Source organism: Aeribacillus sp. FSL K6-1121 (assembly GCF_038003725.1).
GTDB classification, from domain to species: domain Bacteria; phylum Bacillota; class Bacilli; order Bacillales; family Aeribacillaceae; genus Aeribacillus; species Aeribacillus composti.
Map to the genome: position 1 here is coordinate 2,515,402 of NZ_JBBOPS010000001.1, position 25,649 is coordinate 2,541,050.

The following is a 25,649-nucleotide window of genomic DNA, read 5'->3' on the forward strand; positions in this document are numbered from 1 at the left end:
TTCATTCCTCCTGTATGTTATTTATTTAATGATTGCTAGAAATGATTTATAATGTTTTTCCCAATGATCACAGTTTTCGGGTTCATATGTTTTAAAGCTAAAGGAGTTGTTAACAATTTTTCTTGCTTCTTCTAAGTCTGCAATTTCTCCAAGGGCAATTAATTGAGAAAGCATATTGCCGATTGCGCTGGCTTCCACCGGCCCTGCATAAACGGTACGCTTTGCGGCGCCAGCAATAAATCGACAAAACCATTTGTTTTGTATTCCCCCGCCTCCCATATGAATCGACCGGATGTTATGGTGGATTAAATTTTCCAGCCGTTCGATCACGAAACGGTATTGAAAAGCTAAGCTTTCCAATATACATCTCAAAAATTGCCCTTTCGTTTCCGGAATAGGCTGTAAAGTTTTTTGACAATAATCTTGAATAGCTTTCAGCATGCTTGGCGGGTTAAAAAACGATGGATCATTTGGATTTATAAAAGAACGGAACGGTTCTGCTTCTTCTATCAGCCGGCTTTCTTCTTCATAGGAGATGCCTTCGCCATTATCGTTCCATTCTTTTTTACACTGTTGAATAAACCATAAGCCGGTATTGTTTTTTTGCAAACGGAACTTCCCGTCAAATGTCCCTTCATTTGTGAAGCCCCATTCATAAGCTTCATCTGAAACAACCGGCTTTTCAACCGTCACACCGATCAGCACCCATGTTCCGCAGCTCATAAAACAGCTTGTTTGATCATTTTGGATCGGCATGGCACCTAAAGCACAAGCTGTATCGTGTCCTGGAACCGCGATGACATTGGCCGGATCGATCCCTAATTCCTTATTAATAGATGCTTTCGTTTTGGCCAAAATGCGATTCGTTTCTACCAGAGGTGCAAAATTCACCTTATCTGCAAACAGCTTATTTAAAATCGTCTCATCCCAATCTTTTTTTTCCCAATTTAATAGTTGAGAAGTCGACGAGATTGTAAATTCATTTTTGATTTCCCCTGTAAACAAATAGGCGAACAGACTCGGTGTCATTAATATATATTTTGCCTTTTCTATTAGCTCAGGCCTTGTTTTCAAAATCGCATACAGCTGATAAAGCGTATTGATGGCAGCTGGCTCTACGCCAGTCATTTGAAAAAGTTTTTTCTTATCTATCTTCTCATGGACTTCATCCATAAAGAGAACGGTATGTGTATCCCGATAAGAATACGGGTTTTCTAATAGATCTCCTTCCTCAGAAATGAGACCGAAATCTACTCCCCACGTATCAAAACCAATTCCATCGATCCTTTTTCCATAAACCTCGACAAATTTTTTTATTCCTTTTTTCATTTCAGCAAATAAGTAGTTTAAATCCCAATGCAAATGATCTCCGATCGTGATGGGGTTATTTTGAAAACGGTGAATTTCTGTTATGTTTAATTTTCTATTTTCATATTCTCCGAGTATTAATCGACCATTCGAAGCACCCAAATCAAAAGCTAGTACTCTTTTCATGTCATTCGCACTCCCGTAAAAAAGCCTGTTTATGACTTCTTCTTTAACAGACTGGCCCGATACTTTTCGGATGACAAATTTCGTAAATCTTCGCACTCTTGTTCCGTTAAAATTCTCGGAGTACCAACAGTTGAAGCGATGGTAAATACTTTTGCTGATTCTTCGGTTAATTGCATATAAAAAAATGCTTCTTTCATCGTTTTGCCGACTGTGAGCACTCCATGGTTCCTCATCACAATGACATCGCTGTCATGGATGACTTCTCCAACAGCATCTGCTAAAAGATTGGTTGTAGGAATAATATAATCTAAGTAGGAAACTTTCTTTACCATTGCAGGAAAATCGGGGAAAAGCATTGGGATATCTTTCCCTGCACTAGAGACTCCAACAGAGTAGCTAGGATGCGCATGCAACACTGCATTGATTTCTGGATTTCGCCGAAAGCATTCTAAATGCATGAGCAATTCGGAGGAAGGTTTTAAATCTCCAAAAACTTCTCCAGTGTCAATTTTTACTTTAACCCATTGATCATCTTCAATCTCCTTTAAATCAAAGCCGCTTGGTGAAATGTACATATATTCACCATCACGCATGCTGAGATTTCCACCGGCTCCAACAACTAAACCAGCATCTACAATTTTATGTGCATATTTTTTTAGTTCTCCGATTACTGCTGACATTAAATTCCACCTCTAGTATATGTTTATCATCTTGAAAACAATTTTTAAGTTTCGTTTCACCCTGTTTTTATGAGCTGGTTAATCTTTTTCCCCTTCAAGTATTTGTATAACTGGGGCTGCAAAATGCACCCCCAGCTTTCAGGTTATTATTCGTAAATGGCAGATTTAATTTCTTCATTATCAAGATTGGTTTTGTCATACCAATAGAATCCTGTGTCAATAACCTTTTCTACTTTCTCGCCATTGATTGCTTGAACAGCAGCTTTTACTGTTTCATAGCCGATACCGACCGGATTTTGTGTAATGGCTCCTGCCATTGTACCGTCTTTAATCGCTTCAATTTGCTGTTTACCAGAGTCAAAGCCGATGACAACAATTTTGCCTTGTTTATTCATTTCTTTTACTGCATTAATTACACCGATAGCTGAACCTTCGTTTGCACCATAGATCCCTTTTAAGTCAGGATGCGCTTGGATGATTGCTTTCGCTAAGTCTGTAGATTTTAATTGGTCACCGCCACCATATTGAATGTCGACAATTTCAATATCTGGATATTTTTCTTTTATTCTCTCAACAAATCCATCTCGGCGGTTAACACCAGTTATACTTGTTTGGTCATGAACAATTAGCGCAACTTTTCCTTTGCCTCCAATTTTTTCAGCCATTTTGTCTGCCGCTAACGCTGCAGCAGCTTTGTTATCTGTAGATGCAGTTGCCAAAGGAATATCGCTGTCAACCCCTGAGTCAAATGCAATAATAGGAATACCTTTTTCATCCGCTTCTTTTAATAAAGGAATTGATGCTTGGCTGTCTAGAGCAGCAAAACCAATTGCATCCGGCTTTTTATCAATAGCTGTTCTTAACATTTCAATTTGTTTGTCGACTTGAGATTCACTTTCTGGACCTTCAAACGTAATTTCTACGTCAAACTCTTTTGCTGCTTGTTCAGCACCTTTTTTAACAGCTTGCCAGAATTGATGCTGGAATCCTTTAGAGACAATAGCGATATAGGGTTTTCCACTGTCGCCTCCTGCGGATTCAGAGCTTCCTTCGCTCTCGTTTTTCGAGGAGCTTCCGCATGCTGACAAAACGAGCGACAACATTAAAATACCGCATAGAGTTAACAACCATTTCTTCACTGAATTTTCCCCCTTATAATTTTTTTATTTTTTAACTCTAGTTTGTAACTAGAGATAAAAAACGGAATTTAACTGCTTTTGCCTCGACGGATAATATCGATATAAACTGCAACCAAAATGACAAATCCAACAACAACTGTCTGCCATTCTTGAGGGATTGACATAATTCTCAAACCGTTTGTTAATACGCTCATAATAAGAGCCCCAATAACTGTTCCTAAAATAGTTCCTTTGCCACCACTTAACGAAGTCCCTCCGATAACGACAGCTGCAATTGCTTCCAACTCATACCCGGCTCCCAAAGCAGGCTGTGCTGAATTAAGCCTTGAAGCCATTAAAACTCCTGCTATTCCTGTAAACACACCTGCAACCGTGTAAATGATGATTTTCCATTTATCCGTATTGATACCGGATAATCTTGTTGCTTCTTCATTGCTTCCAATAGAAGTTGTAAAGCGGCCAAAAATAGATTTCGTTAATAAAATTCCTGCAATAATTGCCATAATAATGAAAATTAGGACACCGTTAGGCAAATTAAATCCTGGTATAATTGAACCTAATGCAATTTCACTGAAGCTAGGTTTATCACTAAAATAAATTGGAGTTGCATCTGAAATAACAAGTGCTAATCCTTTCGCGATCATCATCATCGCCAATGTTGCAATAAATGGAGGAATTTTTAATTTTGAAACACTGAATCCGCTTATAAATCCCATTAATGCACCAGTCAGAATTCCGCCTAAAATGCCGACTATAATTGGCAAATCCCAAAAGACGATAAATACCCCTGTCATAACAGCACATAGCGTCATTCCTGTACCAATGGAAAGGTCAATTCCTCCAGTCATAATAACAAATGTAGTTCCTAACGCCATGATTCCGATAACTGTCGTTGATAATAATATCCCAGTAATATTAGTCCAATTTAAAAAGTTATCGGAGGAAATGGTAAAAAACAGAATAAGTACAATTAAACTAGCAAATGCCAATATTTGTTGCAGTGCATTGGATTTTAATAGATTTCCACTCTTTTTTGTCTCTGTGTTAGGTGCAGTTCCTGTACTCATATTGATCCTCCTCGTTTTGTATTCCAAATCCTTTTGACATAAAGGACACTTCAATCGAACTTACAATTTATGATCTAGTTCGTGTTGCATAATCCATAATCTTTTCTTGAGATGCTTCTTCGTTTGTCAACTCTCCGGTGATTCTTCCTTCACACATGACGATGATTCGATGGCTCATTCTTAATATTTCCGGTAATTCGGAAGAAATCATAATAATGGATTTTCCTTGCTGAGCCAGTTCATTTAGCAGCTGATATATTTCAGTTTTCGCCCCAACATCAATTCCGCGTGTAGGTTCATCAAAGATTAAAATGTCGCAGTTTTTAGCAAGCCATTTGGCAATGACAATTTTTTGCTGGTTTCCTCCCGATAAATTCTTCGCTAGCTGTTTGATGCTTGGCGTTTTAATTTTCAGCGACTTTACATACTCTTCTGATGTTACATATCCTTTTGAGTCATTGACAAAGGTCAGCCAATTCACATAATTGCTCAGTGAAGAAATTAAAATATTCGAATTCACGTCCATTTCAAGCATTAAGCCATATCGCTTTCTGTCCTCAGACAAATAGGCGATTCCGTGCTTTACTGCATCTTCAGGCTTTTTGATTTTCACTTCTTTTCCATTGATAAAAATTTGCCCTTCATCGATTTTGTCAGCACCGAAAATGGCTCTTGCTACTTCTGTGCGTCCAGCTCCCATTAAACCGGCAAAGCCTAAAATTTCTCCTTTTTTCAAAGTAAAGCTGATATTTTCTAAAAAGTTTTTGGTCGATAAGTTTTTCACTTCCAGGACTGTTTCAGCCTCTTTTGAAACCGTCGTTGTAGGGCGAGATTCATCCTGGATGTGACGGCCTACCATTAACGAAATAACCTTTTTCATATCTGTATCTTTCGTATATAACGTGTCGATGTATTGACCGTCGCGCATGACTGTTATTCGGTCAGAAATGACTTTCAATTCTTCCATTCTGTGTGAAATATAAATGATGCCAACACCTTTGTTTTTCAAATTTTCAATTAAATCAAATAATGTTTTAATTTCAGATTCCGTCAATGCGGCAGTTGGTTCGTCCATCACGATAATTTTCGCATTGTAAGATAACGCTTTCGCAATCTCCACCATCTGCTGCTTTGCCACTGTTAAATCTGATACTGTTTCTTTAGGATTTAAATTAATATTGAGTTTCTCAAGCAACTCGGCTGTTTTTTCATTCAATTCCTTTTCCTTCAAAAAGAAATTAAATCCGGTGCGAGGCTCCCTGCCAATAAAAATGTTTTGGGCAACCGTTAAATCAGGCATTAAATTTAGTTCTTGGTGTATAATGCTAATGCCCATTTCCTGTGCTGCTTTCGCATTAGGAATTTCAACTTTGTTGCCTTCTAAGTAGATTTCACCTTCATCTTTTTGATAGACTCCAGACAAAATTTTCATTAAAGTCGATTTCCCAGCACCATTTTCGCCAACTAATGCTAGAACTTCCCCATAGTTTAAATCCAGTCGAACTTTTGATAATGCCTTTACTCCAGGAAAACTTTTGCTTATCCCTTCCATTCTTAATAATTGAGCTGACATCCTATCACCTACTTTACGTAACTGTCATTATCCGTCCTGAATTTTTGTTCCACTTTTACATTAATAAGATTTTTCAGATTTTTTCGCGGATTGGTACTGCTTCCAATCATTTAAAAACCCTTTTAACCCGATATTTGTAAGATCTGACGCAAACATTTTCTTAAAAATATAAAATGGCATCGTTACAGCATCTGCGCCTGATTTTGCAAGATCAACGACAACCTGCGGATTTCGGATGCTTGCTCCAATAACTTTCGTTTCCGCATGCATTTGATGAATAATTTCTTTTGCCTCTTTAATAAATTGCAGCCCGTCAATCGCATGATCATCCATTCTTCCGATGTAAGGGCTTATAAAATCCACCCCTGCTTTGGCAGCTAATACAACTTGAGGCAGTGTATAAATAAGAGTCATATTCACCTTTATGCCTTCCTGTTTCAATTGATAAGCTGCGGATAATCCTTCTTCAGTCATCGGGAGTTTAATGACAATATCTTTTCCCCATGTGGACATTTCTCTCCCTTCAAGAATCATTTCTTCAGCTGTTTCTCCTGTTACCTGGCACCAGACTTCTCCATTAATTTTGGAGGAAATATCCACAATAATTTGCCGAAACTCTCTATTTTCTCTTGAAATAATGCTTGGATTGGTTGTAATCCCTGCTAAAAAGCCATATTTTGAAGCAAATTCTATTTCTTGTTCATTTGCGGTGTCTAAATAAATGTCCATGATTTTCCCCCTTTCTCGCACAATTGTTTGTACATTTATTCAACCCCGTTCCATTGATTAAAAATCGGCTCCACTTGTTTATAAACTTGTTCAAACGCTTTCAAAGCTGTTTGATAAGATTGATGGTTGCGTTGATCTGGTTCAAATGATTCAGCTTCAACACACCAAGCTTTCGCTGCTGTCAAATCTTTCAGAAGGCCTACTCCTACACCGCCTGCAACCGCAGCGCCCATCGAGGTCGTTTCATCCAAAATTTTCGGTATACGGATGGTAACACCGAAAAGATCAGCCAGCATTTGCCGCCATATTCTGCTTTTCGCTCCGCCTCCAAACAGCCATATGTCTTGAAATGGTCGATCATAATTTTCTTGCAGAGCATCGAAAATAAGTTTTAAATTCATTGAAATCCCTTCCAAAACAGCACGAATCAAATCAGAACGTTTATGATTGATCGTTAATCCTATGAAACTGCCTTTTGCGTTTGGATTCCACCAAGGAGACCGCTCCCCCATTAAATACGGAAGAAAAATCAATTGATTGGAGCCGATTGGTGAGCTTTCAGCCTCTTCATTCATCATTTCATAAATATGCTTCGCTGCATCCGTTTTCAAAACGTCTTGAAACAGTATGTCTCTTAACCATTGAAAGGAAGTCCCTGCTGCTTGCATCGTTCCGATGGGAATATATTTATTTTCATCCAAATGGATAAAATTGAATGTCCGCATTTCTTGATCAAAAACTGGACGAGATGATGAAAATGAGATCCAGGAAGAAGAGCCAATGTAATTAAAAATATCTCCCTCATCAATCGCACCTGCACCTAATGCAGCACAACACCCATCTGCACCGCCCATTACAACAGGTGTACCAGGCATCAGACCTGTTTCTTCCGCCGCCTTTGAATGAACTTCACCAACAACCGCTGTTGAAGGCAAAATCTCAGGCAATTTTTCATCATCAATTTGCCATAATTTTATTAATTCTTCCGACCATTCTTTCTTTTTAATATTTAATAGATTCGTGCCGCTTGCATCAGAATAGTCGGTGGCAAATTTACCCGTTAGTTTAGCAATTATATAATCTTTTGCTTGTAAATATTTAAATGTTTCTTTATGAACAGCTGGTTCATTTTCTTGAATCCAATTAATTTTTGCTGCAGAATAGGATGGGGATAATCTGTTTCCAGTAATTTCATAGTGTTCTTTCATTCCTATCTTTTCTGCAATTGTTTCTGTTTTTTGCGCCGAACGCATATCAGCCCAAATAATTGCATTTCTTACAGCTTCTCCTTTATGATTGACTGGGACAGCCCCCATCATCTGGCCGCTGAACGTAATGCATGCAATTTGTTTCGGATCAATTTTTGCTTCTGCAATAAGTTGTTTTGATGCATTTGCCACGGCATCCCACCAATCATTCGGATTTTGTTCAACCCAATGCTGCTTCAAAAAAATGGTGGAATATTGATAGGTAGTATGAGCTATGATTTCACCGTCCGGCGATATTAATGTGGATTTATTTCCGCTTGTCCCCAGATCATGAGCAAGAATAAATTTTTGCACCATATTGTCTCCACCATCCTATCGCTTCCATCTTGAACGGAAAATGTACTAGTTTCCCAATGAAATCTATTATGAAATGACACCTTTTTTTAAAATGATATTGGCATAAAGCGCACTCTCGCTCGTTGCGATAATTGCATAAGCATTTTTGGCTCTTTCATAAAAGCTGAATCTCTCCATAAATTCTATATCCCATGGTTCGGAACATTTTTTCTCCAGAAGTTTTTTATATTCGTCCCAAATGGCCGGTTTGCTTTCATTTTGGTTTACTACTTGCATGAGAGCCACCGGTTTATCCACAAAAGTATCCAACGGAAACAAATCTAAGATAGAATCCAACAGCTCAGGAACACCATGTCCGTCAGCTCGAACCAATCTTTGAGCAAAATTTGCTGCCGGAAAATTCCCGTCTGCAATGACAATTTCGTCACCATGGCCCATTTCCATCAAAATTTTTAACAGCTCAGGAGAAAGATTCTTTGGAATACCTTTTAACAACGCTTACACAACCTTTGTTTATTTTTGTTTGTTTTTATATTATCAAATATACCAAAAAAAATAAAGAGTGCTATTATAAAAAATTTTTTGTTTTTTTTGTTTTATTTTGAAACAATTTGACCCCTTTTACGATAAAGGAACGATTGTGATTTTTGTGTTTTTTCCCTCAAACTCTTTTTTATATGCTGGATGGATATTGGAATCTGTAATAATTTCGTCCACTTTCTCAATATGATTGATTAAAGCGAACGTCCGAACGCCAAACTTGCTGGAGTCAACTAGTAAAATGGTTTTATCTGCTATCTCCATCATCTGCTTTTTTATTAATGCTTGCCATTCATTCGAATCGCTGAGTCCGCCTTCAAGATGCACACCTTTGCAGGATAGGAAAGCTTTATTGACATGGTATGTTTCCAAAGATCGTTCTGCGAGAGGACCAATATACGATAACGATTTTGAAGAGAGCATTCCGCCGGTTGACATTACTTTAATTTGATCTTTGACACTTAATTCAATTGCTACTCTAATGGAATTTGTTATAACTGTTAGTGGTACATTTGGCAGTTCCTTTGCCATATACCATGCCGTCGAACTTGCATCTAAAACAATCTGGTCTCCTGGCTGTATGAGCTTAACTGCTTCTGCAGCGATTGCTTTTTTTTCTTTGGCATTTGTGACTTCACGTTCTAAATAGGACAATTCGAGCTGCTGGTCTCTTTCAATGCTGACCGCTCCCCCGTGGCTGCGCAGAAGCCTCCCTTCCTTTTCCAGCTTTTCTAAATCTCTTCGTATCGTCTCCTCCGTGACTGAAAACATTTTGCTAAGCTCCGATACTCGTACACTTAATTTTTTGTTAACGATTTCAACTATTTTCCTATGTCTTTCGGCTACAAGCACCTTGCACGTCCCCCCAATATGTTCAAAAGTTTTTCAATAGTTATCAGAAAATAATATACCACATTACCACAATATGTCCTAAAGATTTCAAGCACTGCCAGAAAATAATATACCACATTATAAATAAAATGAATCATTAAATCATTGTCACCAATATTTTTAGCACATCAGGCTCAAAGCAGTTTTCTCACAGCGCATCTATTATTTTTTAAAGCGGAAAAGGTTTTTATGCCCTTTTCCGCTTTCCGAAAGCCTCCTGATGGTTAAGTCTCCGTACGTTGTTGAAGGGGGATGACCTGCTGCAATGATTAAATCTTTCTTATTCACGAATTCGTTATAATAACCGATAACTGTTATGTGGAGAATTTTCATGAAGAGCAATGGCCAATAGGCTATTGCTCTTTTGTATTGTTGAAAGATTATCTAGTAAATGCCGCTGGAACACCACCGTCAACTGTGATCATGCATCCGGTTGTTTTTTCAGCTTTAGAAGATGCAAAAAATGCAATCGCCTCTGCAATGTCTTCAGGATACACATTTACTAATAATGTTGTTCGTTTTTTATAATAATCTTCTAATTCATCCGGTGAAATTCCATAAGCTCTTGCACGCTCTTCACGCCACTTGGAATCCCATATTGCAGAGCCTTGAAGAACGGCATCCGGAAGAACGGAGTTTACACGTATTCCGTATTGGCCGCCTTCAGCAGCAATACATCTTGCCAAATGAGTTTCAAGCGCCTTTGCAGCACTGTAAGCAGCCGCATTCTTTCCAGCATAAATTGAATTTTTCGAGCCAACAAATACCATATTCCCGCCAATACCTTGCGCCTTCATTTGTTTAAACGCTTCGCGAGCTACTAAAAAGTATCCTGTACCAAGAACGTTCATATTTAAATTCCATTCTTGCAAAGTTGTTTCATCGAACGGACTGGATGTAGCAAGTCCAGCGTTGTTGACAATAATATCGACTCCGCCAAAGGCAAGGGCAGCTTCTTTAAAGGCAGCTTGCACTTCTTCCTCTTTTGTTACGTCCATTTTGACGGCAATTGCACGATTTTCGCCATATTTTTCGTTAATTTCTTTAGCTTTTTCCTCTGCTCCTTCGATGTTTAAATCAGCAATGACAACATGTGCGCCTTCGCTGGCTAGACGTCGGCACGTCGCACTGCCAATTCCTCCTGCACCGCCTGTGACAAAAGCCACTTTGCGCGAAAATTCTGCTTCTGGTGGAGCAAGCGTTAATTTGTAGAGCTCAAGCGGCCAATATTCTACATTATAAGACTCATTTTCGTTTAATGAGACAAACTTCCCGAGCGCATCTGTCCCTTTCATGACAGCGATGGCGCGATGATAAAGAGCTCCGCTGATCCTTGACATTTTTTCATTTTTCCCTGTATTCACCATTCCAATACCAGGAATTAAGATTACTCTAGGGGCAGCTTCAAACATTTTGTCCCCTTCGTTTTTGTTCCGCTCAAAATAAGCTTTGTAGTCTTTTTTATAATTGGAAACTCCTTCTTTTATTTTTTCCTTTAATTGTTCTTTATTTTCTGTTTGCGGATCCCATTCGATGTATAAAGGAACCCGCTTCGTGTGAACTAAATGATCAGGGCATGCTGCGCCTATTTGAGAAAGTTCCTTTGCGTTTCGGCTGTTAACAAACTGAAGAACATCCTCTCCGTCATCCCAAGTTAAAATCATTTTTCTTTCATCGCTTACAGCACCACGAATAACTGGCAATATTTCCGCTAGGATTTCTTTTCTTTCATCTTTGGAAAGGGCTTTATATTTTAATCCGCCAAATGCTTTTTCTTCATCGATTCGCTCTTTTATATAGTTTTCTGCTTCATTAATAATAGAAATCGTTTTTGCATAGCATTCCTCTGAAGTATCGCCCCATGTGACTAAGCCGTGTTTTTCCATCAACACTAACTCTGCATTCGGGTTGTTTTTCACGCCTTCAGCAATCATTTTGGAAAGCGTAAATCCAGGACGCACGTAAGGCACCCAAACAAATCGGTTGCCGTAAATCTCCTCAGCAATTTGCTTTCCGTTGTCCGCACAGCAAATGCTGATAATCGCATCAGGATGCGTGTGATCAACATGCTTAAACGGAAGAAATGCGTGCAGCAAAGTTTCAATCGAAGGGCGTGGATGCTTGTGATCAATCATGCAATGAGATAAATAGGCAACCATTTCTTCATCGGACATTTCATCTCGTTCTATAAGCGGGCGGATATCTTCCAATTTAAGTCCTGTAAAATTGTGTGCTTTCATTGTCGCTAAATCTGAACCGCTTCCTTTTACCCACATGACTTCAATTTCACGGCCGCGGAAATCGCTTTCAATTGTTTTCATTGAAGTGTTGCCTCCGCCCCAGTTGCATACAGCGCGATCTGCTCCGATTAAATTGGAACGGTAGACTAACTGTTCTAAACCTTCCGACAATTTTTTAGCTTTTTCTGAATCCCACAAACTTTTGACCATCTGTTGACCTCCATTTTTGTTTTTATTTATTTTAAATATAACATATGATTGTTTATTATTGAATATATTTTTTTATTTTTGTTTTTTGTTTTGAATATTTTATTTATAGCTAAGATTTGAAACGTATATTGTTTACTTGTTGATTTCACGTCTATTATTTTGGGATTTTTCAATCAAGGGAAAAATAAAAGGTAAATCAACATAAAAAAAGGGATCAAAATATGAAGGGAATATAATCAGGCAGGATCATATAGTTGCTCTCTTTTACAAGACGAGGGGAATAATGTATAATGAAGTTGAAAAATTGCATCAACAACCAGACGACCAAAGGTGCTGCGACACCTTTGGCCCTGCAACAGACGGTTCCCTTCAAGGGGATCAGGCAGCAGGTAAAAAATAATCCACCACTGCTATCAACTCAAGGGTGGATTATTTTTTTTGCGGATTTGACAGCATTGTAATTATAAGGCTTGAAAAACTGATCGCAAACATTAACGCTTCGAATACTGTCATCGGCACACCCCCTTTCTGTACGGGGTAAATGCCAACCACCCTTGAGTCTACCGTTCTATTGCATTTTCATTATATCAAATACTAAATTTTGAATCTATAAAAAACAGAACATTTGTTCCTTTTTTACTAGAAATTAAATTTTTAACAAATAATTATTGAAAATTCTGTAAATGGGGTATACATTTGTAGTAAGGGGAGGGAGAAGTATGAGCCGTTTAATAAAGAAAAAAGCTGCTCAACAAGCACTCAAAAAAGTCGTGCATGTAAGCGATATCATTAAGAAACAGCTAGATCCTCAGCTTCCGCTAACCGAACAGCTCGACAAAATTCGAAAAACGTTCGATGAAAGGCTGGACCAAGACGAATATTTTTTGGTCGTAGATGAAACAGGATATTCTCCGCTACATACCAATCGCCTTCGTGAAGGAAGAGTATTTTCGGATGAGGTCGGCAAAAAAGCCGCTACAACAAAAGAACCGCTTTTGCAGCTGTATATCCGTGATACAGGAGAAATTCTTGTTGATGCGAGCTGTCCGCTCGTTACAGACAGTACTGGAAAACGTTATAATATCCGGTTAGGAAGACTCATTCATCGCCCGTATTTGCAAATGAATTTTGCCATGCTATCGTTTTTGCCAAGCTTTCTTTGCCTCATGACAGCTTTATTTATGCAATTATCTTTTCGTCAAGCAATTATTTTATTTTTCGTAACTATTTGCGCCAGTGCAGTAAACAGCTTCTTTGTTTACCGCTCGTTCACTTCTAATCTTAGACAATGGTATAACGTCACTCGTACTGTATCATCAGGCAACCTTCATGTCGAAGTAGATATTGTCGGCAAACGCAATGAGTTTCATCAAATAGGTTATGAAATCAATAAAATTATTTTTGGAATCCGGTCGATTTTAAGCGAGTTTGCCAATGCCGTCAAAACTGTCAAGAAGGTCAGTCAAGATCAAAAAAAAGAAGCGAATCGCTTATCGGAAATTTTTGATGAAGTTGCTGCAACAATGGAAGTGTTCCGCGAAGGCTCCAAACAGCAGACCGATTCGTTTAAAAAAGTTAGCGAACTGGCAAATTCGATGATAGAAGGTGTATCAAATATGGGATCGGAAATTGAACGTGTTGTTGAATACGCTCAATCAACGATGCGTTCAGCAGATGAAGGGCAACAAATGATTGAAAAAACGGAACAGCTTATGCTAAATATTGAAAATGACACGAAAAAGGCAACTTCTCTCATCCAAATGGTATCCAAAAAAGCGGATCAAGCGATGGAAATGGCTTCTGCGATCACAGCAATTGCCAAGCAAACGAATCTTTTAGCATTAAATGCTTCCATTGAAGCAGCGAGAGCAGGTGAATCTGGAAAAGGCTTTGCGATTGTAGCTGCAGAAGTGAGCAAACTGGCAGATGATACAAATTCTTTTGCGGCTAAAATTTTATCTTCGTTGGAAGAAACGAGAAATGATTTAGCTCATGCCGTTACTGCCGTCAAAAAAAATGAAGAAAGTGTTGATCAAGCTTCCTTGTCTATATCTGGAACAAAAGAAAGCATGCAGACATTTAAGCGAATGTTTTCAGACATTCATTCTCTGTTAAAGCATAATCGAGAAAACGTCATAAACATTCGTGAAAACGGCAACAATTTAAAAGGTTTAATAGAAAATGTAAACTTAATCGCACATGATTTCACCAACACAGTCAACGAAACAACGGCAGCATTGGAGGAACATATTGAAGGGATCCATGAGCTTGCAAAGGAATCGGTTATTCTTTCCGATGCTGTCATACATCTTCAAAAAATTTTAAACCGCTTTCAATTACAATAAATGTCTTGATTGACTGGGGGTTTTCTCTTTACTATTAAAAATCACATCGTCAAGAAGCGAATATTTGCAGGAATAATGAAAAAGGGAGCTCCCCCAACTTCGGTAGTTGAGAAAAAATACTGCGCAGAAATTGACTCATTTTCATCATTATCAAAGCTTCCAAAAAATTAAGCAGCCAAACTCCTAGTATACAGGAATCGGGCTGCTTGCTACGTTTATTATTATCTGCTCAAAATCAAAAGAAAACCATTTTGCGTAATGTCTTCTTTATTTATTTTTCGATAGCTGCAAAGCTTTTTTAATATCTTTAAGCGCATTGGATTTTCCGTACATCAATACGCCGCCTTTGTAAACTCTTGCCCCGAAGACAGCTAATATAGCAATGGATGCTATTAATAAACCGATTCCTAAAAGCGGCTCCCAAATTGGAAGATCCAGCATTCCAACCCGCAAAAACATCAGCATCGGGGTAAACGGCGGAATGTATGATGTGATCGTAACATAGGAAGCTTCCGGATTGCTCAAACCAAATATCGCTAGCATAAAGCCCGCCACAACCGTTAAAATCATCGGAGTGATCAACTGCTGAACATCTTCTATACGACTGACCAGCGAGCCTAGAAAGGCAGCCATCGTCGCATATAATAAATAGCCTAAAATAAAGAAAATGACTGCATATAGAATGGTCGACAACGACGTGTTTTGGAATCCAAAGAAAGAGAAAAATCCTCCATCCATCGATTCTAAATTTTGTTTAATGGAAACGTAGCCGACAATAAGCCATAAGGCAAGCTGCGTTAAACTCAATAGAGCAACACCTAAAATTTTCGCAAACATTTGTGTAATAGGAGGAACACTGGAAATTAAAATTTCCATCACTCTAGAAGATTTTTCTACTGCTACCTCCATCGCAATCATATTTGCATACATGATCACTGCAAAATATATTACAAATAAAAGTACATATACGAGACCTCTCGCTTGATTCAATTCTTCCACCGTTTTTGCGTTGGCATTCAACGCTTCCATTTCAAAAGATACTGGCGCATTCAGCTTCATCAGTTCCTCTTGCGTTAATTTCAATTGACCTGCTGTCCATACCATGCTCACTTGTTGGAGGGCATATTGCAAATCGTTTGGAACGGTTGAGTCTGCAAGAGACGCTGCTTTATATACCGCCATCGGCCGGTTTTCATCATTTAAAGATAAAACGAGATACCCTTTGATCTCATCATTTAATACATTCTTTTTCAGCTCTTCTTCGGAAGCATTAGTTTTTTGCAATTGAATGTCCGGATTAACTTCTTTTAATTGCTTTTTAAACGGTTCAAATAAAGAATTTGATTGATCAATGACTGCAAGGCGTTCTTGATTTTCACCAGAATTAAAAAAATCAATAATTTTTGATATGTTTCCCAAAACTAGAATAATAAGCAATGTAATAACCGTGGAAATGATAAATTGCTTCGATCTTAGTTTGGTAAAATAAGTGTGGAACAAAACAGTCCAAAAGTTATGCATAGGCCGCACCCACTTTCTCTATAAAAATATCATGTAATGAAGGCTCTTCTATTTGGAATTTGCGAATAAATCCTTTATCGACAATCTCCTGTAACAATTGTTGTGCGGTCTCTTCTCTTTCAATTTGCAATTGAATCCCTTCAACTGTTGTCTTGGCTTTTACGACACCTGGGAAATCCTTCAAGAAATTGAGATCAAAATCCGCATGAATCACGAGATTTTTTTTGCCAAAGGAACGTTTAATTTCTTTGAGCGACCCATGAACTACAGGGCTTCCCCTATGTAATATGCATAAATGTTCACATAATTCCTCAACGTGCTCCATCCGATGGCTGGAAAACACAATGGATGTACCGGCATTTTTCAAATCAATGACAGCCTCTTTCAATTGCTCAACATTGACCGGATCCAATCCGCTAAACGGTTCATCCAAGATGAGCAGCTTCGGTTTATGTATGACAGCAGCAATAAATTGAATTTTTTGCTGGTTTCCTTTCGACAGCTCTTCGACTTTTTTTTCAGCGTACTCCGGCACTTTAAACCGTTCGAGCCAATTTGCCAGCTCCTTCAGCGCATCTTTTTTGTTCATCCCTCTTAATCTGGCTAAATAGACAATCTGATCCTTTACCTTTAATTTCGGGTACAATCCCCGCTCTTCGGGCAAATATCCGATATACGGGCTCGTGCTATAATCAATTTTTTCTCCATTCCATGTAATGGTTCCTTCAGTTGGTGCCAGCAGCCCTAAAATCATGCGAAATGTTGTCGTTTTTCCGGCACCGTTTGCCCCTAAAAAACCAAACATTTCTTTTTCCGGAATGGATAAAGACAGCTTATCCACAGCGGTGAAATCGCCAAATTTTTTCGTCACTTGCTCTAGCTTCAACGTCATGTATTTTCCTCCTCTCATCTTTTAATACGGATCAAACAAGAAAAAAGTTCAGTATCGTTTTAAATTTCTGTCTAACTCACAAGTGAAACATCGTTAGTGACAATGATGACATGAAAACTATGTTAAAAATATTTAAACCACATAATTAAAACAGGAGGATGCTTCACAAAAGTTGTTCAAACTTTTGGAAGCATCTCTCCATTTAATAAATGTTGAGATGAACAAAAAGGCAGAAACCTTTTTTTATTACTTAAAGGTTCACTGATTTGATTTTAGAATCCGAACTGAGATGGATTTTAAAGAAATACAACTGTGAAGGACAAAAATAATCTAATAAAATTTATAAACGTCCTTCATGGAGGTGATGGAATCCAAAAAAAGGAAATTGCATATACTGAATGTCCGTCATAACTTTTGAAGGACAGAATGAAAATGGCGTGCATAGAAAAAGTCCTTCATAAGATTCCCGAAGGACATGATCAAGATAGGGAAACATAGGAAAAGCAGTTGTCCAGAAAGCCAAAATCTTTTGGAAACGAAAAACATAAACATTGAATATTGAAAGGGCACCTATAAGCCGAAAAAATCGACTACTTTGACAGCCACTTTTGCCATTATGATTCGGCTTCTTTTCGGCAATAGGAACGCCATCCTCCAAAATCTGTAATATCCTCGAATCGATTGGCGATATACGCCTTCCAAAAGAAAGCCCGACACTTTGTTTCCGTTGATCAGTTCTACTGTTCCTATACTCTAAAGGATTTGTATCCCTAATTTTTTACAGAATACTAAAACCATTTCTTCTTGCCTCTCTTTTTATCGATGACAGCTAAAGCTCTAATGGGAAATTTATCAATAAACGGTTCTACTGAAATACTATAATGTGCCTCGATATCTTTTTTTAATTGATCGCGTAATTCTGTCAATTGGTTCACTATATAATCCATCTTAAATACAGGATCAAACGGTTCCTTTCTCCAAATAGATGTGAGTCGAGCCTTATCGTTATTGTCAAAAGGGATGATTGAAATCAACGGCTCATCTTCGTCAATTTCAAGAGTATAATAATGAAATTCCGGGATATCATATTTGTCACTTTCGATAATGGCGAGCCATCTCTCTAGGTATAAATAAAACTCCAACAATGCGATATCATCTCGGAAATAGGAGATTCCATCTACTTTTATGTCAAAATCTCCACTAACTCTAAGCACAATGGCAGCATTCTTTTTCAACTTTTTAGGAATATAAGATTCATCGGTTGTAAAGTGATAGACAAATTCTATTTGACTGGATATGCTGTCCATATTTCACCATCCCATCCCCTATTACTCTTTCGTACCTATGTTTTACCGAGTGGTTATCACTACAATGATAAATCAGCATTCTTTGTTTCTACCTCTGGATTTATAGAATTGAATCCTTTTCATTCGATTGCGTACTTGGCTTTTATCAGTAGTGTTGAATTAGCATAATTCGGACACTTTTTGAAAAAATAAATGGGGCTTCAAAAATAATAGGCAGCCCCAAGAAATGTTATCAACTACAAACATTGACATAGTCTTTAACAAGTAACGTTCAATGACTAAAGCCATTTCGTCTTACCCTTTTTTTTGTCTACAACTGCTAAAGCTTTTATCGGAAATTTATCAATAAACGGTTCTACTGAAATGTTATAATGTGCCTCGATATCTTTTTTTAATTGATCGCGTAATTCTGTCAATTGGTTCACTATATAATCCATCTTAAATACAGGATCAAACGGTTCCTTTCTCCAAATAGAAGTGAGTCGAGCCTTATCGTTATTGTCAAAAGGGATGATTGAAATTAACGGCTCATCTTCGTCAATTTCAAGAGTATAATAATGAAATTCCGGGATATCATATTTGCCACTTTCGATAATGGCGAGCCATCTCTCTAGGTATAAATAAAACTCCAACAATGCGATATCATCTCGGAAATAGGAGATTCCATCTACTTTTATGTCAAAATCTCCATCAACTCTAAGTACGATAGCAGAATCTTTTTTCCACTTTTTAGGAATGTAAGATTCATCGGTTGTAAAGTGATAGACAAACTCTAATTGATTGGATATGCTGTCCATATTTCACCATCCCACCCTACTACAATTTTTATTTTTTCTGACCTTTTGTACCTATTACTTTACCAAGGTCCGCTATAACTACAAATGACAAATCCGCATTCTTTTTTTCTTCCTCTGGATTTAAAGAATAAGATGCGTTCTTAGAATTTAATCCTTCTTTAACCCAATTACGTATTTGGCTTTTATCAGTAGTATTGAATTTAGAAAAATTACCTCCAGCATTTTTTAAATGCTTATTACTTACATTGAATTTGGAAACTTTACTTTTTGCTGCTTTAACGGCTGCCTTTGCAAATGTGTTAAGAACGGCTTTAGAGCTTTTTATCGACTTAACGATAAGTTTTTTTCCAAATTTTTTTATGGCATACTTGATTCCATGTTTTGCAACTACTCCGATTATAACCGCCGGCAGAACCGAAGCTTGAGCATCAATGGTATTGATCTGGTAAGATTCTCCAGTATCTTGATCAATGAGTGTTGCAATAAAATCGGTGCCGTCAATTTCTTGCAACACTACATCAAAATGTTGAGTAATGATTTCTCCATTCTCTAATGATACTAGCAACCGCTGTACCATGTCCGTATGAATCTATTTGATTATTTTTCTCGTTGAACCTTTTTGATACTTTGACACGAGCCTTTTCTTCATCAATTCCACTATCAATAATGGCAATTTTTATAGGTGTGTCTGTTAAAGAGTTAGGATCAGCATATTCCTTCTGTATGGAGCATAGAGCCCAATTCTGATTACAATCAATTTTTTGATCATAGGATAATTGATGATTGCATGAAGCTAAGAAGATGAAGAATATTATAAAAAAAATAGTTTTCTTAATTTTTATAAATTCCCACACCCCCTAGTTATTTTTACAATATATAGTAATTTTACCAAAATTGTAATTTAAATACAATATTTTAAAATTTTATGTAATAAATCTAACTAAGAGGAAATACTATTTTTTCAAGCAATTTGGAAATGAATTGATACATTGGTATTTTCAATATTCAAGTAACCAGCAGAGGTAAAAGTCGTATTTTACAGTTTAAAAAATAAACAAAACAGAAGTATGCAGCTAACTTTCTGTCTCCTAATACACTGTACGTACACGTCGATTTTATCTAAATAGTTCAGTCACTCCATCCTGTCAATCTCTTAAAATTAGAATTTTGCGCTTGAACGTGAAAAAGCCGCCAACATGTTTGACGGCTTTTGTATTATGAATTGAGTTCTTTCAGGCAATAGGAACGCCATCCTCCAAAAGCTGTAATATCCTCCGCTTGATTGGCTATATACGCTTCACAAAGAAAGCCCGGCACTTTGTTTCCGTTGATCAGTTCTACTGTTCCTATACTTAAAGGTTCTGGAATAGATGCTGTAAAAGCACCAAATGAAGCTAATGGCATTTCCCATATCTCCAATTGAATGGAGGCGCCATTGTGGTTTGTTTTGATAAGCCCAGGTTTGGCAGGATCCGTAGGCAGCTTATACAGCCGGTAATTAGGAGCAGTTGTTGCTTCACATACGAATTTGCCGCCGAATTGATGCATTTCATTTTCGAGCGGAAACCCTCTCATATGCAAACCGCAGACGGCAACAAAAGTCGTATTTTTTTGCGGTTGAAAATTTTCTGTTAGAATCTCTCCTAAAAATTGAGAAGCAAGTCCGAATATCAATCCTTCCTGTTCTGCCAGCGAAAACATCGTCATGCCAAAAGGAACATTTGCTTCCGCATCCTCTGCCGGAATGGCGATTGCCGACAGATCCAAAAGATTACAGTGATTGGTGTATTTTCCCATTTCGTTATTTGTGCGAATCGGATCGAGCCTAACTTGTTCGCGCGTCCAAGTACCGCCACAAGTAGGCAAAACTAATACTGCATCTTTTAACAATTTTTTCACTTTATGCTTGATTGATTGGATCCTGTGCATCGCTTGAAAAGCTGATGCTGCCGTATGATCAGGAGAAGCTCCGGAAGAAAGGACTTTTTCCGTAACGGAAAACACATCTTCTGTATTTGCTTTCACAAAATCACCTAAATCCGCCCATCTTTCCGCCACCCAAGGACCTTCATAAAGAAGAGACGCCGCTTCGGAAAACAAATCATAATCGATATACTCAATCGGAAGACGCAAACGTTCCAATCTTTTCATCGTTTTCATCCATGCATTCCTATATCCTTCACGAAATGGGCCAAAAAACGAAAGCGGTTGTTTCGGCAAACAAATTTTGCTCGGACTTTTCGGCGATACGTTCGGGAAATAGCGTGACCAAGGATCTGTTTCATCCTCGCCGCGCACAATTCGATCAACTTCCAATGCATCCTGCAAATTGTGCGCAAAAACTGTCACACAATCAAGGCTTGCGCAAGCCGGAACTACTCCAGCGGTCGGCCAGGCTCCCCTGCTCGGCTTAAATCCGACTAAGCGATTTAAGGCTGCCGGCACTCGTCCGGACCCAGCAGTGTCCGTTCCGAGTGCAAACGCTGCATGGCCTCGTGCAACGGCCACCGCAGATCCAGAGCTTGATCCCCCGCTGATCAGTTCTTCTTTTAAGGCATTTTTCGTTTCTCCATAAGGACTTCTTGTACCGACAAGCCCAGTGGCAAACTGATCTAAATTTGTTTTTCCTAATGGGATTGCACCTGCTGCAATTAACCGCTCAACCACTGTTGCGCTTTTTTCTGGTATATAAGCATATTGGGGGCAAGCTGCAGTTGTCGGAACCCCGGCTAAATCAATGTTGTCTTTAATAGCAAATGGAATTCCCCATAATGGCAAGCTTTTCCGATCCAGTGAAGCAAGCCTGTCTAGATAAGGCTGAATTCTTTCCATTGCCGGAGGGGTAATCCATATATTCATATCCTCATCTTGTTTAACTCGATGAATGATTTCAACGACTACTTCTTCGGGAGTCAATTCATTGTTAAGGTACATCTCTCTCAACCGCGCAATCGTCAAAGGTTGAGGAAAATGTTTGACCGATTTCATTTGAGAACCTCCTCTCGTTCTTTCTGCTTTAAAATGCTGACAATCAATTGTCCTGATTGCACCTCGTCCCCTGGTTTCACGTAAACATTTACTATTTGTCCATCGCACGGGGCCAGCTGCGGAAACTCCATTTTCATGCTTTCTTCAATCATCAGAACATCGCCTTTCTTAACTTGCTGTCCAGGAGACACAAGAACTTTCCATACACTTCCAGGCATGGAAGAACGAACAACCTCAGCACCTGGAGGGATATTTTCCTCTTGCCCTTCTTTCATTGGTTCATGCTCTGATATATATTCCGCCAATCCTAGCTGCTTCCACCGTTCTCGCTCTGCTTGAAAAGCTTCCTGCTGCCGCATGCGGAAAGTTTCGGCACTATCTTTGATCGAATCCAAGAATTTTAAATATTCGCCAAGATCAAACGCTGTTTCTGTTATTTCCACTTCAAACCTTCCTCTAAGAAAATCTTCCCGCAATTGCAGCAACTGTTCCGCATCTACTGGGTAAAACTGAATTTGATCGAAAAACCGCAATAGCCAAGGTTTTCCTTGTTCAAAACTCTTCGTTGTCCGGAATTTATTCCACATTTGAATCGTCCGGCCGACAAATTGATAGCCTCCAGGACCTTCCATTCCATATACACATAAATACGAACCGCCAATTCCTACCGCATTTTCAGGCGTCCAAGTCCGGGCAGGGTTATATTTTGTTGTGACTAAACGGTGCCGAGGATCAATTGGAATGGCTACTGGAGCGCCAAGATAGACGTCACCTAATCCTAAAACAAGATATTTTGCATCAAATACAATTTTCTTTACATCATCAATGCTTTTTAAGCCATTTATGCGCCTGATGAATTCCAAATTACTCGGACACCACGGAGCATCGGAACGGACGTTTTTCTGGTAGCGTTCAATGGCCAATTGAGTAGCCGGATCATCCCAGGAAAGAGGCAGCCGAACAATACGTGAAGGGACTTTTATCGATTCCAGCGGCGGAAGCTCGCGATCAATTTCTAAAATTTTTTGACAAGCCTCGCGAACGGACATTTTCGATGGGTCAATGTGCACTTGCAAAGACCGAATGCCCGGCGTTAAATCAAGGAAAGGGATGTTGCCTTTTTGTTGTATCGCTTGCATTAAAGCATGTACTTGAAACCGATACAGCAGGTCTAAATCCATTGAACCGTACTCAATCAGCAAATTTTCGTCGCCGCTTGAACGAATCGTAATTGGAATGTTTCGAGATGTTTGTTCTTGAGCCAAAATTGAATCGTCGGCTGTAATTTTTGGATTAATGGCAGGAAGTTGAGAAGGTTGAAATCCGTACAAACTGCCATTTTCAATTTTTTGCATAAACATTTCTTGTTTTTTTCGAAGTTCCTCCGCTTCTTCCAATGACAACAAATGAAACTTGACGATATCGCCCGGATGCAATTGCCCAATTTTCCAAAACTCAGCTGAAGCCGTCGTAACTGGGCAGACAAATCCTCCTAAACTAGGTCCATCAGGTCCCAGTAAAATCGGCATATCGCCTGTTAGATCAAGCGTTCCCACTGCATAAGCGTTATCATGAATATTTGATGGATGCAAACCTGCATCTCCGCCGTCTTCTCTTGCCCATTTCGGGGCTGGGCCCATTAACCGGACGCCTGTGCGCGAACTGTTAAAATGCACTTCCCATTCTGTTTCAGTTAATTGCTGCAAATAATCCGGCTGCAAAAATTCGCTTGTACAATGAGGGCCCGGAATGACGCCTATCGTCCATTTATTCGTCATGATCGGTCTATATTCAGCTGGAAGCCCCTTCGTTTTTTTGACAACAGCCCCCCGGTTGACCAAAAGCACATCGCCAGTGCGCAAGGCGCGTCCGCCATGGCCGCCGAATCCGCCGAGCGTAAATGTGGAGGAGCTTCCTAAAACTTCAGGCATGTCAAAACCGCCTGCTACTAATAAATAAGTCCGCATTCCCCTTTTCGCTTCACCAAATGATAATACTTGGTTCTTTTTTGCCAAAACAGGTTCATACATCGGCACGGGCTGATCGTCAAGCTTAGCCTGCATATCGGCACCTGTAATACAAAACCATATATCATCTCGAAAACGATAAGATCCCCCGCGCAATGTCATTTCAAGACCAGGGGCGCCTTCTCTGTTCCCGAGAAGTTTATTTCCAATCCGGAACGAGAGCTGGTCCATTGGACCGGAAGGCGGCACACCTACGCTCCAATATTTAATGCGTCCGGGCCAATCCTGAACAGTTGTTTGAATTCCTCCGTCCAATACTTCCAGTGCATGTTCTCTAGGTTGAAAATGGTTTAATAAACGGGTGTATACATTTCCTTTTATAAAATCCTTTTCCTTCAATAAAGCTTTCAAGTAGTGGAGATTGGTTGTAATACCGTACAATTTCGTTTCGTTTAGCGCTTGTATGAGTTTTCCGATCGCCTCTTCCCTGTTTTTTCCACGAACAATCACTTTCGCCAGCATTGGATCATAAAGAGTCGTAACCGTGATTCCGTTTCTTACCCACGTTTCCGTTCGAGCTGTTTTAGGAAATTTTGCCTCATCAATCTGTCCGGCGCTCGGCCGAAACTCATGCAAACAATCTTCCGCATAAATACGCGCTTGAATGCTATGCCCTTTCGGCTCTTTTACTAAGGAATGCAATTCATGCAGATCATCTGCTGCTTCACGTATCATCCATTCAACAAGATCGATGCCAAAGACCTCTTCTGTTACACCATGCTCCACTTGAAGTCTTGTATTCACTTCAAGAAAGTAAAAGGAGCTTGTTTCAGGATCATATAAAAACTCAACGGTGCCTGCACTCCGGTATCCAACTTCTTCCGCCAATCGGATGGCGGCTGCGAACATTTCTTTTCTGACTTCCTGGGACAAAAGAGGGGCCGGACTTTCTTCCACAACTTTTTGATTGCGGCGCTGAATAGAGCAGTCTCGTTCGCCTAAAGCTACCACTTCACCAAATCGATTTCCAAAAATTTGAACTTCTATATGGCGTGCTCTAGCGATATATTTCTCCAGGAAAACTCCTTTATTTTTAAAATTTGTTTCAGCAAGACGACGTACCGCCTCAAATGCCGAGCGCAAATGCTGTTCATTTTCGCAAACGCGCATTCCGATGCCTCCGCCTCCTGCCGTGCTTTTTAAAATAATTGGATAACCAATATGTTCAGCTTGTTTTACCGCCTCATCCAAATCGGTGATGAGGTCCGTTCCCGGCAATAAAGGAACATTGGCTTTTTTTGCAATTTCTCTGGCAGAATGCTTTAATCCGAATATCTCCATCTGTTCAGGTGAAGGTCCGATAAACGTAATTCCATTTTGTACGCACAAGCGGGCAAAATCTGCGTTTTCACTTAAAAATCCATATCCGGGATGAATGGCATCGGCTCCTGACTCAATGGCAGCTTTTATGATTAAATTTCCATTCAAATAGCTGTCTTTGACCGGGCCTTCTCCTATTAAAATAGCTTCATCTGCTTCGTCTACATGTAAACTGTCTTGATCCGCCTTTGTATATATAGCAACCGATAGAATTCCAAGCTTGCGAAGCGTCCGTTCAATCCGGACGGCTATTGCCCCGCGATTGGCAATCAGAATTTTTTTAAACATTTTGTACTCCCCCCTGACGCATCCGTATCCTAGTTG

General features: G+C 39.1%; 20 protein-coding genes. 2 read left to right on the forward strand and 18 right to left on the reverse strand.

Annotated features, from left to right (window positions below; genetic code table 11):
- Positions 1–21: 21 nt before the first annotated feature.
- From NSQ61_RS12275 to NSQ61_RS12320, 10 genes are all read right to left on the reverse strand, one after another.
- Positions 22–1,494 carry a rhamnulokinase gene (locus NSQ61_RS12275; protein WP_340807162.1) on the reverse strand — a complete coding sequence of 491 codons (1,473 nt, stop codon included), beginning with the start codon at positions 1,492–1,494 and terminating at the stop codon, positions 22–24.
- Between the two features lie 29 nt (positions 1,495–1,523).
- The gene (locus NSQ61_RS12280) at positions 1,524–2,174 is read right to left on the reverse strand and encodes a class II aldolase/adducin family protein (protein WP_066246786.1); all 651 of its coding nucleotides are present in this window, start codon (positions 2,172–2,174) and stop codon (positions 1,524–1,526) included.
- 146 nt (positions 2,175–2,320) lie between these two features.
- Positions 2,321–3,277, reverse strand: a complete 957-nt coding sequence (locus NSQ61_RS12285; RefSeq protein ID WP_063389293.1) for an ABC transporter substrate-binding protein — start codon at positions 3,275–3,277, stop codon at positions 2,321–2,323.
- Between the two features lie 104 nt (positions 3,278–3,381).
- Complete coding sequence (locus NSQ61_RS12290; protein WP_063389247.1) at positions 3,382–4,380, reverse strand: ABC transporter permease; 999 nt, start codon at positions 4,378–4,380, stop codon at positions 3,382–3,384.
- A gap of 67 nt (positions 4,381–4,447) precedes the next feature.
- Positions 4,448–5,953, reverse strand: a complete 1,506-nt coding sequence (locus NSQ61_RS12295) for a sugar ABC transporter ATP-binding protein (RefSeq protein WP_340807164.1) — start codon at positions 5,951–5,953, stop codon at positions 4,448–4,450.
- 60 nt (positions 5,954–6,013) lie between these two features.
- Positions 6,014–6,682, reverse strand: a complete 669-nt coding sequence (locus NSQ61_RS12300) for a transaldolase family protein (RefSeq protein ID WP_066246789.1) — start codon at positions 6,680–6,682, stop codon at positions 6,014–6,016.
- Positions 6,683–6,717: 35 nt separating this feature from the next.
- Positions 6,718–8,247: a xylulokinase gene (gene xylB / locus NSQ61_RS12305; RefSeq protein ID WP_082829345.1), complete on the reverse strand. Its 1,530-nt coding sequence runs from the start codon at positions 8,245–8,247 to the stop codon at positions 6,718–6,720.
- Positions 8,248–8,313: 66 nt separating this feature from the next.
- Positions 8,314–8,742: an RbsD/FucU family protein gene (locus NSQ61_RS12310; RefSeq protein WP_063389250.1), complete on the reverse strand. Its 429-nt coding sequence runs from the start codon at positions 8,740–8,742 to the stop codon at positions 8,314–8,316.
- 126 nt (positions 8,743–8,868) lie between these two features.
- A complete protein-coding gene (locus NSQ61_RS12315; RefSeq protein WP_066246791.1) occupies positions 8,869–9,639 on the reverse strand; it encodes a DeoR/GlpR family DNA-binding transcription regulator in 771 nt (256 codons plus the stop codon).
- A gap of 419 nt (positions 9,640–10,058) precedes the next feature.
- Entirely contained in the window at positions 10,059–12,128 is a 2,070-nt protein-coding gene (locus NSQ61_RS12320; protein ID WP_066246794.1) for a bifunctional aldolase/short-chain dehydrogenase, read from the reverse strand.
- Positions 12,129–12,418: 290 nt separating this feature from the next.
- On the opposite strand from NSQ61_RS12320, the gene NSQ61_RS12325 reads away from it, so the two are divergent.
- On the forward strand, positions 12,419–12,589 hold the full coding sequence (locus NSQ61_RS12325; RefSeq protein ID WP_158640191.1) for a hypothetical protein: 171 nt from the start codon (positions 12,419–12,421) through the stop codon (positions 12,587–12,589).
- Here the strand turns inward: NSQ61_RS12325 and NSQ61_RS20315 are convergent.
- Complete coding sequence (locus NSQ61_RS20315) at positions 12,558–12,641, reverse strand: putative holin-like toxin (RefSeq protein WP_375338799.1); 84 nt, start codon at positions 12,639–12,641, stop codon at positions 12,558–12,560. The two genes, NSQ61_RS12325 and NSQ61_RS20315, sit on opposite strands and share 32 nt — an antisense overlap.
- Before the next feature lie 206 nt (positions 12,642–12,847).
- On the opposite strand from NSQ61_RS20315, the gene NSQ61_RS12330 reads away from it, so the two are divergent.
- Positions 12,848–14,473, forward strand: coding sequence for a methyl-accepting chemotaxis protein (locus NSQ61_RS12330; RefSeq protein ID WP_094245152.1), 1,626 nt, complete (start codon positions 12,848–12,850; stop codon positions 14,471–14,473).
- Between the two features lie 267 nt (positions 14,474–14,740).
- On the opposite strand, the gene NSQ61_RS12335 is transcribed toward NSQ61_RS12330, so the two are convergent.
- From NSQ61_RS12335 to uca, 7 genes are all read right to left on the reverse strand, one after another.
- On the reverse strand, positions 14,741–15,994 hold the full coding sequence (locus NSQ61_RS12335; protein WP_063389255.1) for an ABC transporter permease: 1,254 nt from the start codon (positions 15,992–15,994) through the stop codon (positions 14,741–14,743).
- The gene (locus tag NSQ61_RS12340) at positions 15,987–16,886 is read right to left on the reverse strand and encodes an ABC transporter ATP-binding protein (protein ID WP_144598061.1); all 900 of its coding nucleotides are present in this window, start codon (positions 16,884–16,886) and stop codon (positions 15,987–15,989) included. The genes NSQ61_RS12335 and NSQ61_RS12340 overlap by 8 nt, the downstream gene beginning before the upstream one ends.
- A 788-nt stretch (positions 16,887–17,674) precedes the next feature.
- Complete coding sequence (locus NSQ61_RS12345; protein ID WP_144598062.1) at positions 17,675–18,193, reverse strand: DUF7878 domain-containing protein; 519 nt, start codon at positions 18,191–18,193, stop codon at positions 17,675–17,677.
- 278 nt (positions 18,194–18,471) lie between these two features.
- Positions 18,472–18,990, reverse strand: coding sequence for a DUF7878 domain-containing protein (locus tag NSQ61_RS12350; RefSeq protein WP_144598063.1), 519 nt, complete (start codon positions 18,988–18,990; stop codon positions 18,472–18,474).
- A gap of 28 nt (positions 18,991–19,018) precedes the next feature.
- Positions 19,019–19,567 carry an SAR2788 family putative toxin gene (locus tag NSQ61_RS12355; protein WP_130156700.1) on the reverse strand — a complete coding sequence of 183 codons (549 nt, stop codon included), beginning with the start codon at positions 19,565–19,567 and terminating at the stop codon, positions 19,019–19,021.
- Between the two features lie 638 nt (positions 19,568–20,205).
- Positions 20,206–21,978, reverse strand: a complete 1,773-nt coding sequence (atzF, locus tag NSQ61_RS12360) for an allophanate hydrolase (protein WP_144598064.1) — start codon at positions 21,976–21,978, stop codon at positions 20,206–20,208.
- Entirely contained in the window at positions 21,975–25,613 is a 3,639-nt protein-coding gene (gene uca / locus NSQ61_RS12365; protein ID WP_339229662.1) for an urea carboxylase, read from the reverse strand. The genes atzF and uca overlap by 4 nt, the downstream gene beginning before the upstream one ends.
- Positions 25,614–25,649 lie beyond the last annotated feature (36 nt).

Excerpts from the sequence above, each read along its gene's own strand:
- NSQ61_RS12345 (WP_144598062.1), bottom strand. The coding sequence starts at position 18,193 with ATGGACAGCATATCCAGTCAAATAGAATTTGTCTATCACTTTACAACC.
- NSQ61_RS12350 (WP_144598063.1), bottom strand. The coding sequence starts at position 18,990 with ATGGACAGCATATCCAATCAATTAGAGTTTGTCTATCACTTTACAACC.
- atzF (WP_144598064.1), bottom strand. The coding sequence starts at position 21,978 with ATGAAATCGGTCAAACATTTTCCTCAACCTTTGACGATTGCGCGGTTG.
- NSQ61_RS12290 (WP_063389247.1), bottom strand. The coding sequence starts at position 4,380 with ATGAGTACAGGAACTGCACCTAACACAGAGACAAAAAAGAGTGGAAAT.
- NSQ61_RS12320 (WP_066246794.1), bottom strand. The coding sequence starts at position 12,128 with ATGGTCAAAAGTTTGTGGGATTCAGAAAAAGCTAAAAAATTGTCGGAA.
- xylB (WP_082829345.1), bottom strand. The coding sequence starts at position 8,247 with ATGGTGCAAAAATTTATTCTTGCTCATGATCTGGGGACAAGCGGAAAT.
- NSQ61_RS12355 (WP_130156700.1), bottom strand. The coding sequence starts at position 19,567 with ATGGTACAGCGGTTGCTAGTATCATTAGAGAATGGAGAAATCATTACT.
- NSQ61_RS12285 (WP_063389293.1), bottom strand. The coding sequence starts at position 3,277 with ATGTTGTCGCTCGTTTTGTCAGCATGCGGAAGCTCCTCGAAAAACGAG.
- NSQ61_RS12340 (WP_144598061.1), bottom strand. The coding sequence starts at position 16,886 with ATGACGTTGAAGCTAGAGCAAGTGACGAAAAAATTTGGCGATTTCACC.
- NSQ61_RS12280 (WP_066246786.1), bottom strand. The coding sequence starts at position 2,174 with ATGTCAGCAGTAATCGGAGAACTAAAAAAATATGCACATAAAATTGTA.
- NSQ61_RS12300 (WP_066246789.1), bottom strand. The coding sequence starts at position 6,682 with ATGGACATTTATTTAGACACCGCAAATGAACAAGAAATAGAATTTGCT.
- uca (WP_339229662.1), bottom strand. The coding sequence starts at position 25,613 with ATGTTTAAAAAAATTCTGATTGCCAATCGCGGGGCAATAGCCGTCCGG.
- NSQ61_RS12330 (WP_094245152.1), top strand. The coding sequence starts at position 12,848 with ATGAGCCGTTTAATAAAGAAAAAAGCTGCTCAACAAGCACTCAAAAAA.
- NSQ61_RS12325 (WP_158640191.1), top strand. The coding sequence starts at position 12,419 with ATGAAGTTGAAAAATTGCATCAACAACCAGACGACCAAAGGTGCTGCG.
- NSQ61_RS12275 (WP_340807162.1), bottom strand. The coding sequence starts at position 1,494 with ATGAAAAGAGTACTAGCTTTTGATTTGGGTGCTTCGAATGGTCGATTA.
- NSQ61_RS12335 (WP_063389255.1), bottom strand. The coding sequence starts at position 15,994 with ATGCATAACTTTTGGACTGTTTTGTTCCACACTTATTTTACCAAACTA.
- NSQ61_RS12295 (WP_340807164.1), bottom strand. The coding sequence starts at position 5,953 with ATGTCAGCTCAATTATTAAGAATGGAAGGGATAAGCAAAAGTTTTCCT.
- NSQ61_RS20315 (WP_375338799.1), bottom strand. The coding sequence starts at position 12,641 with ATGACAGTATTCGAAGCGTTAATGTTTGCGATCAGTTTTTCAAGCCTT.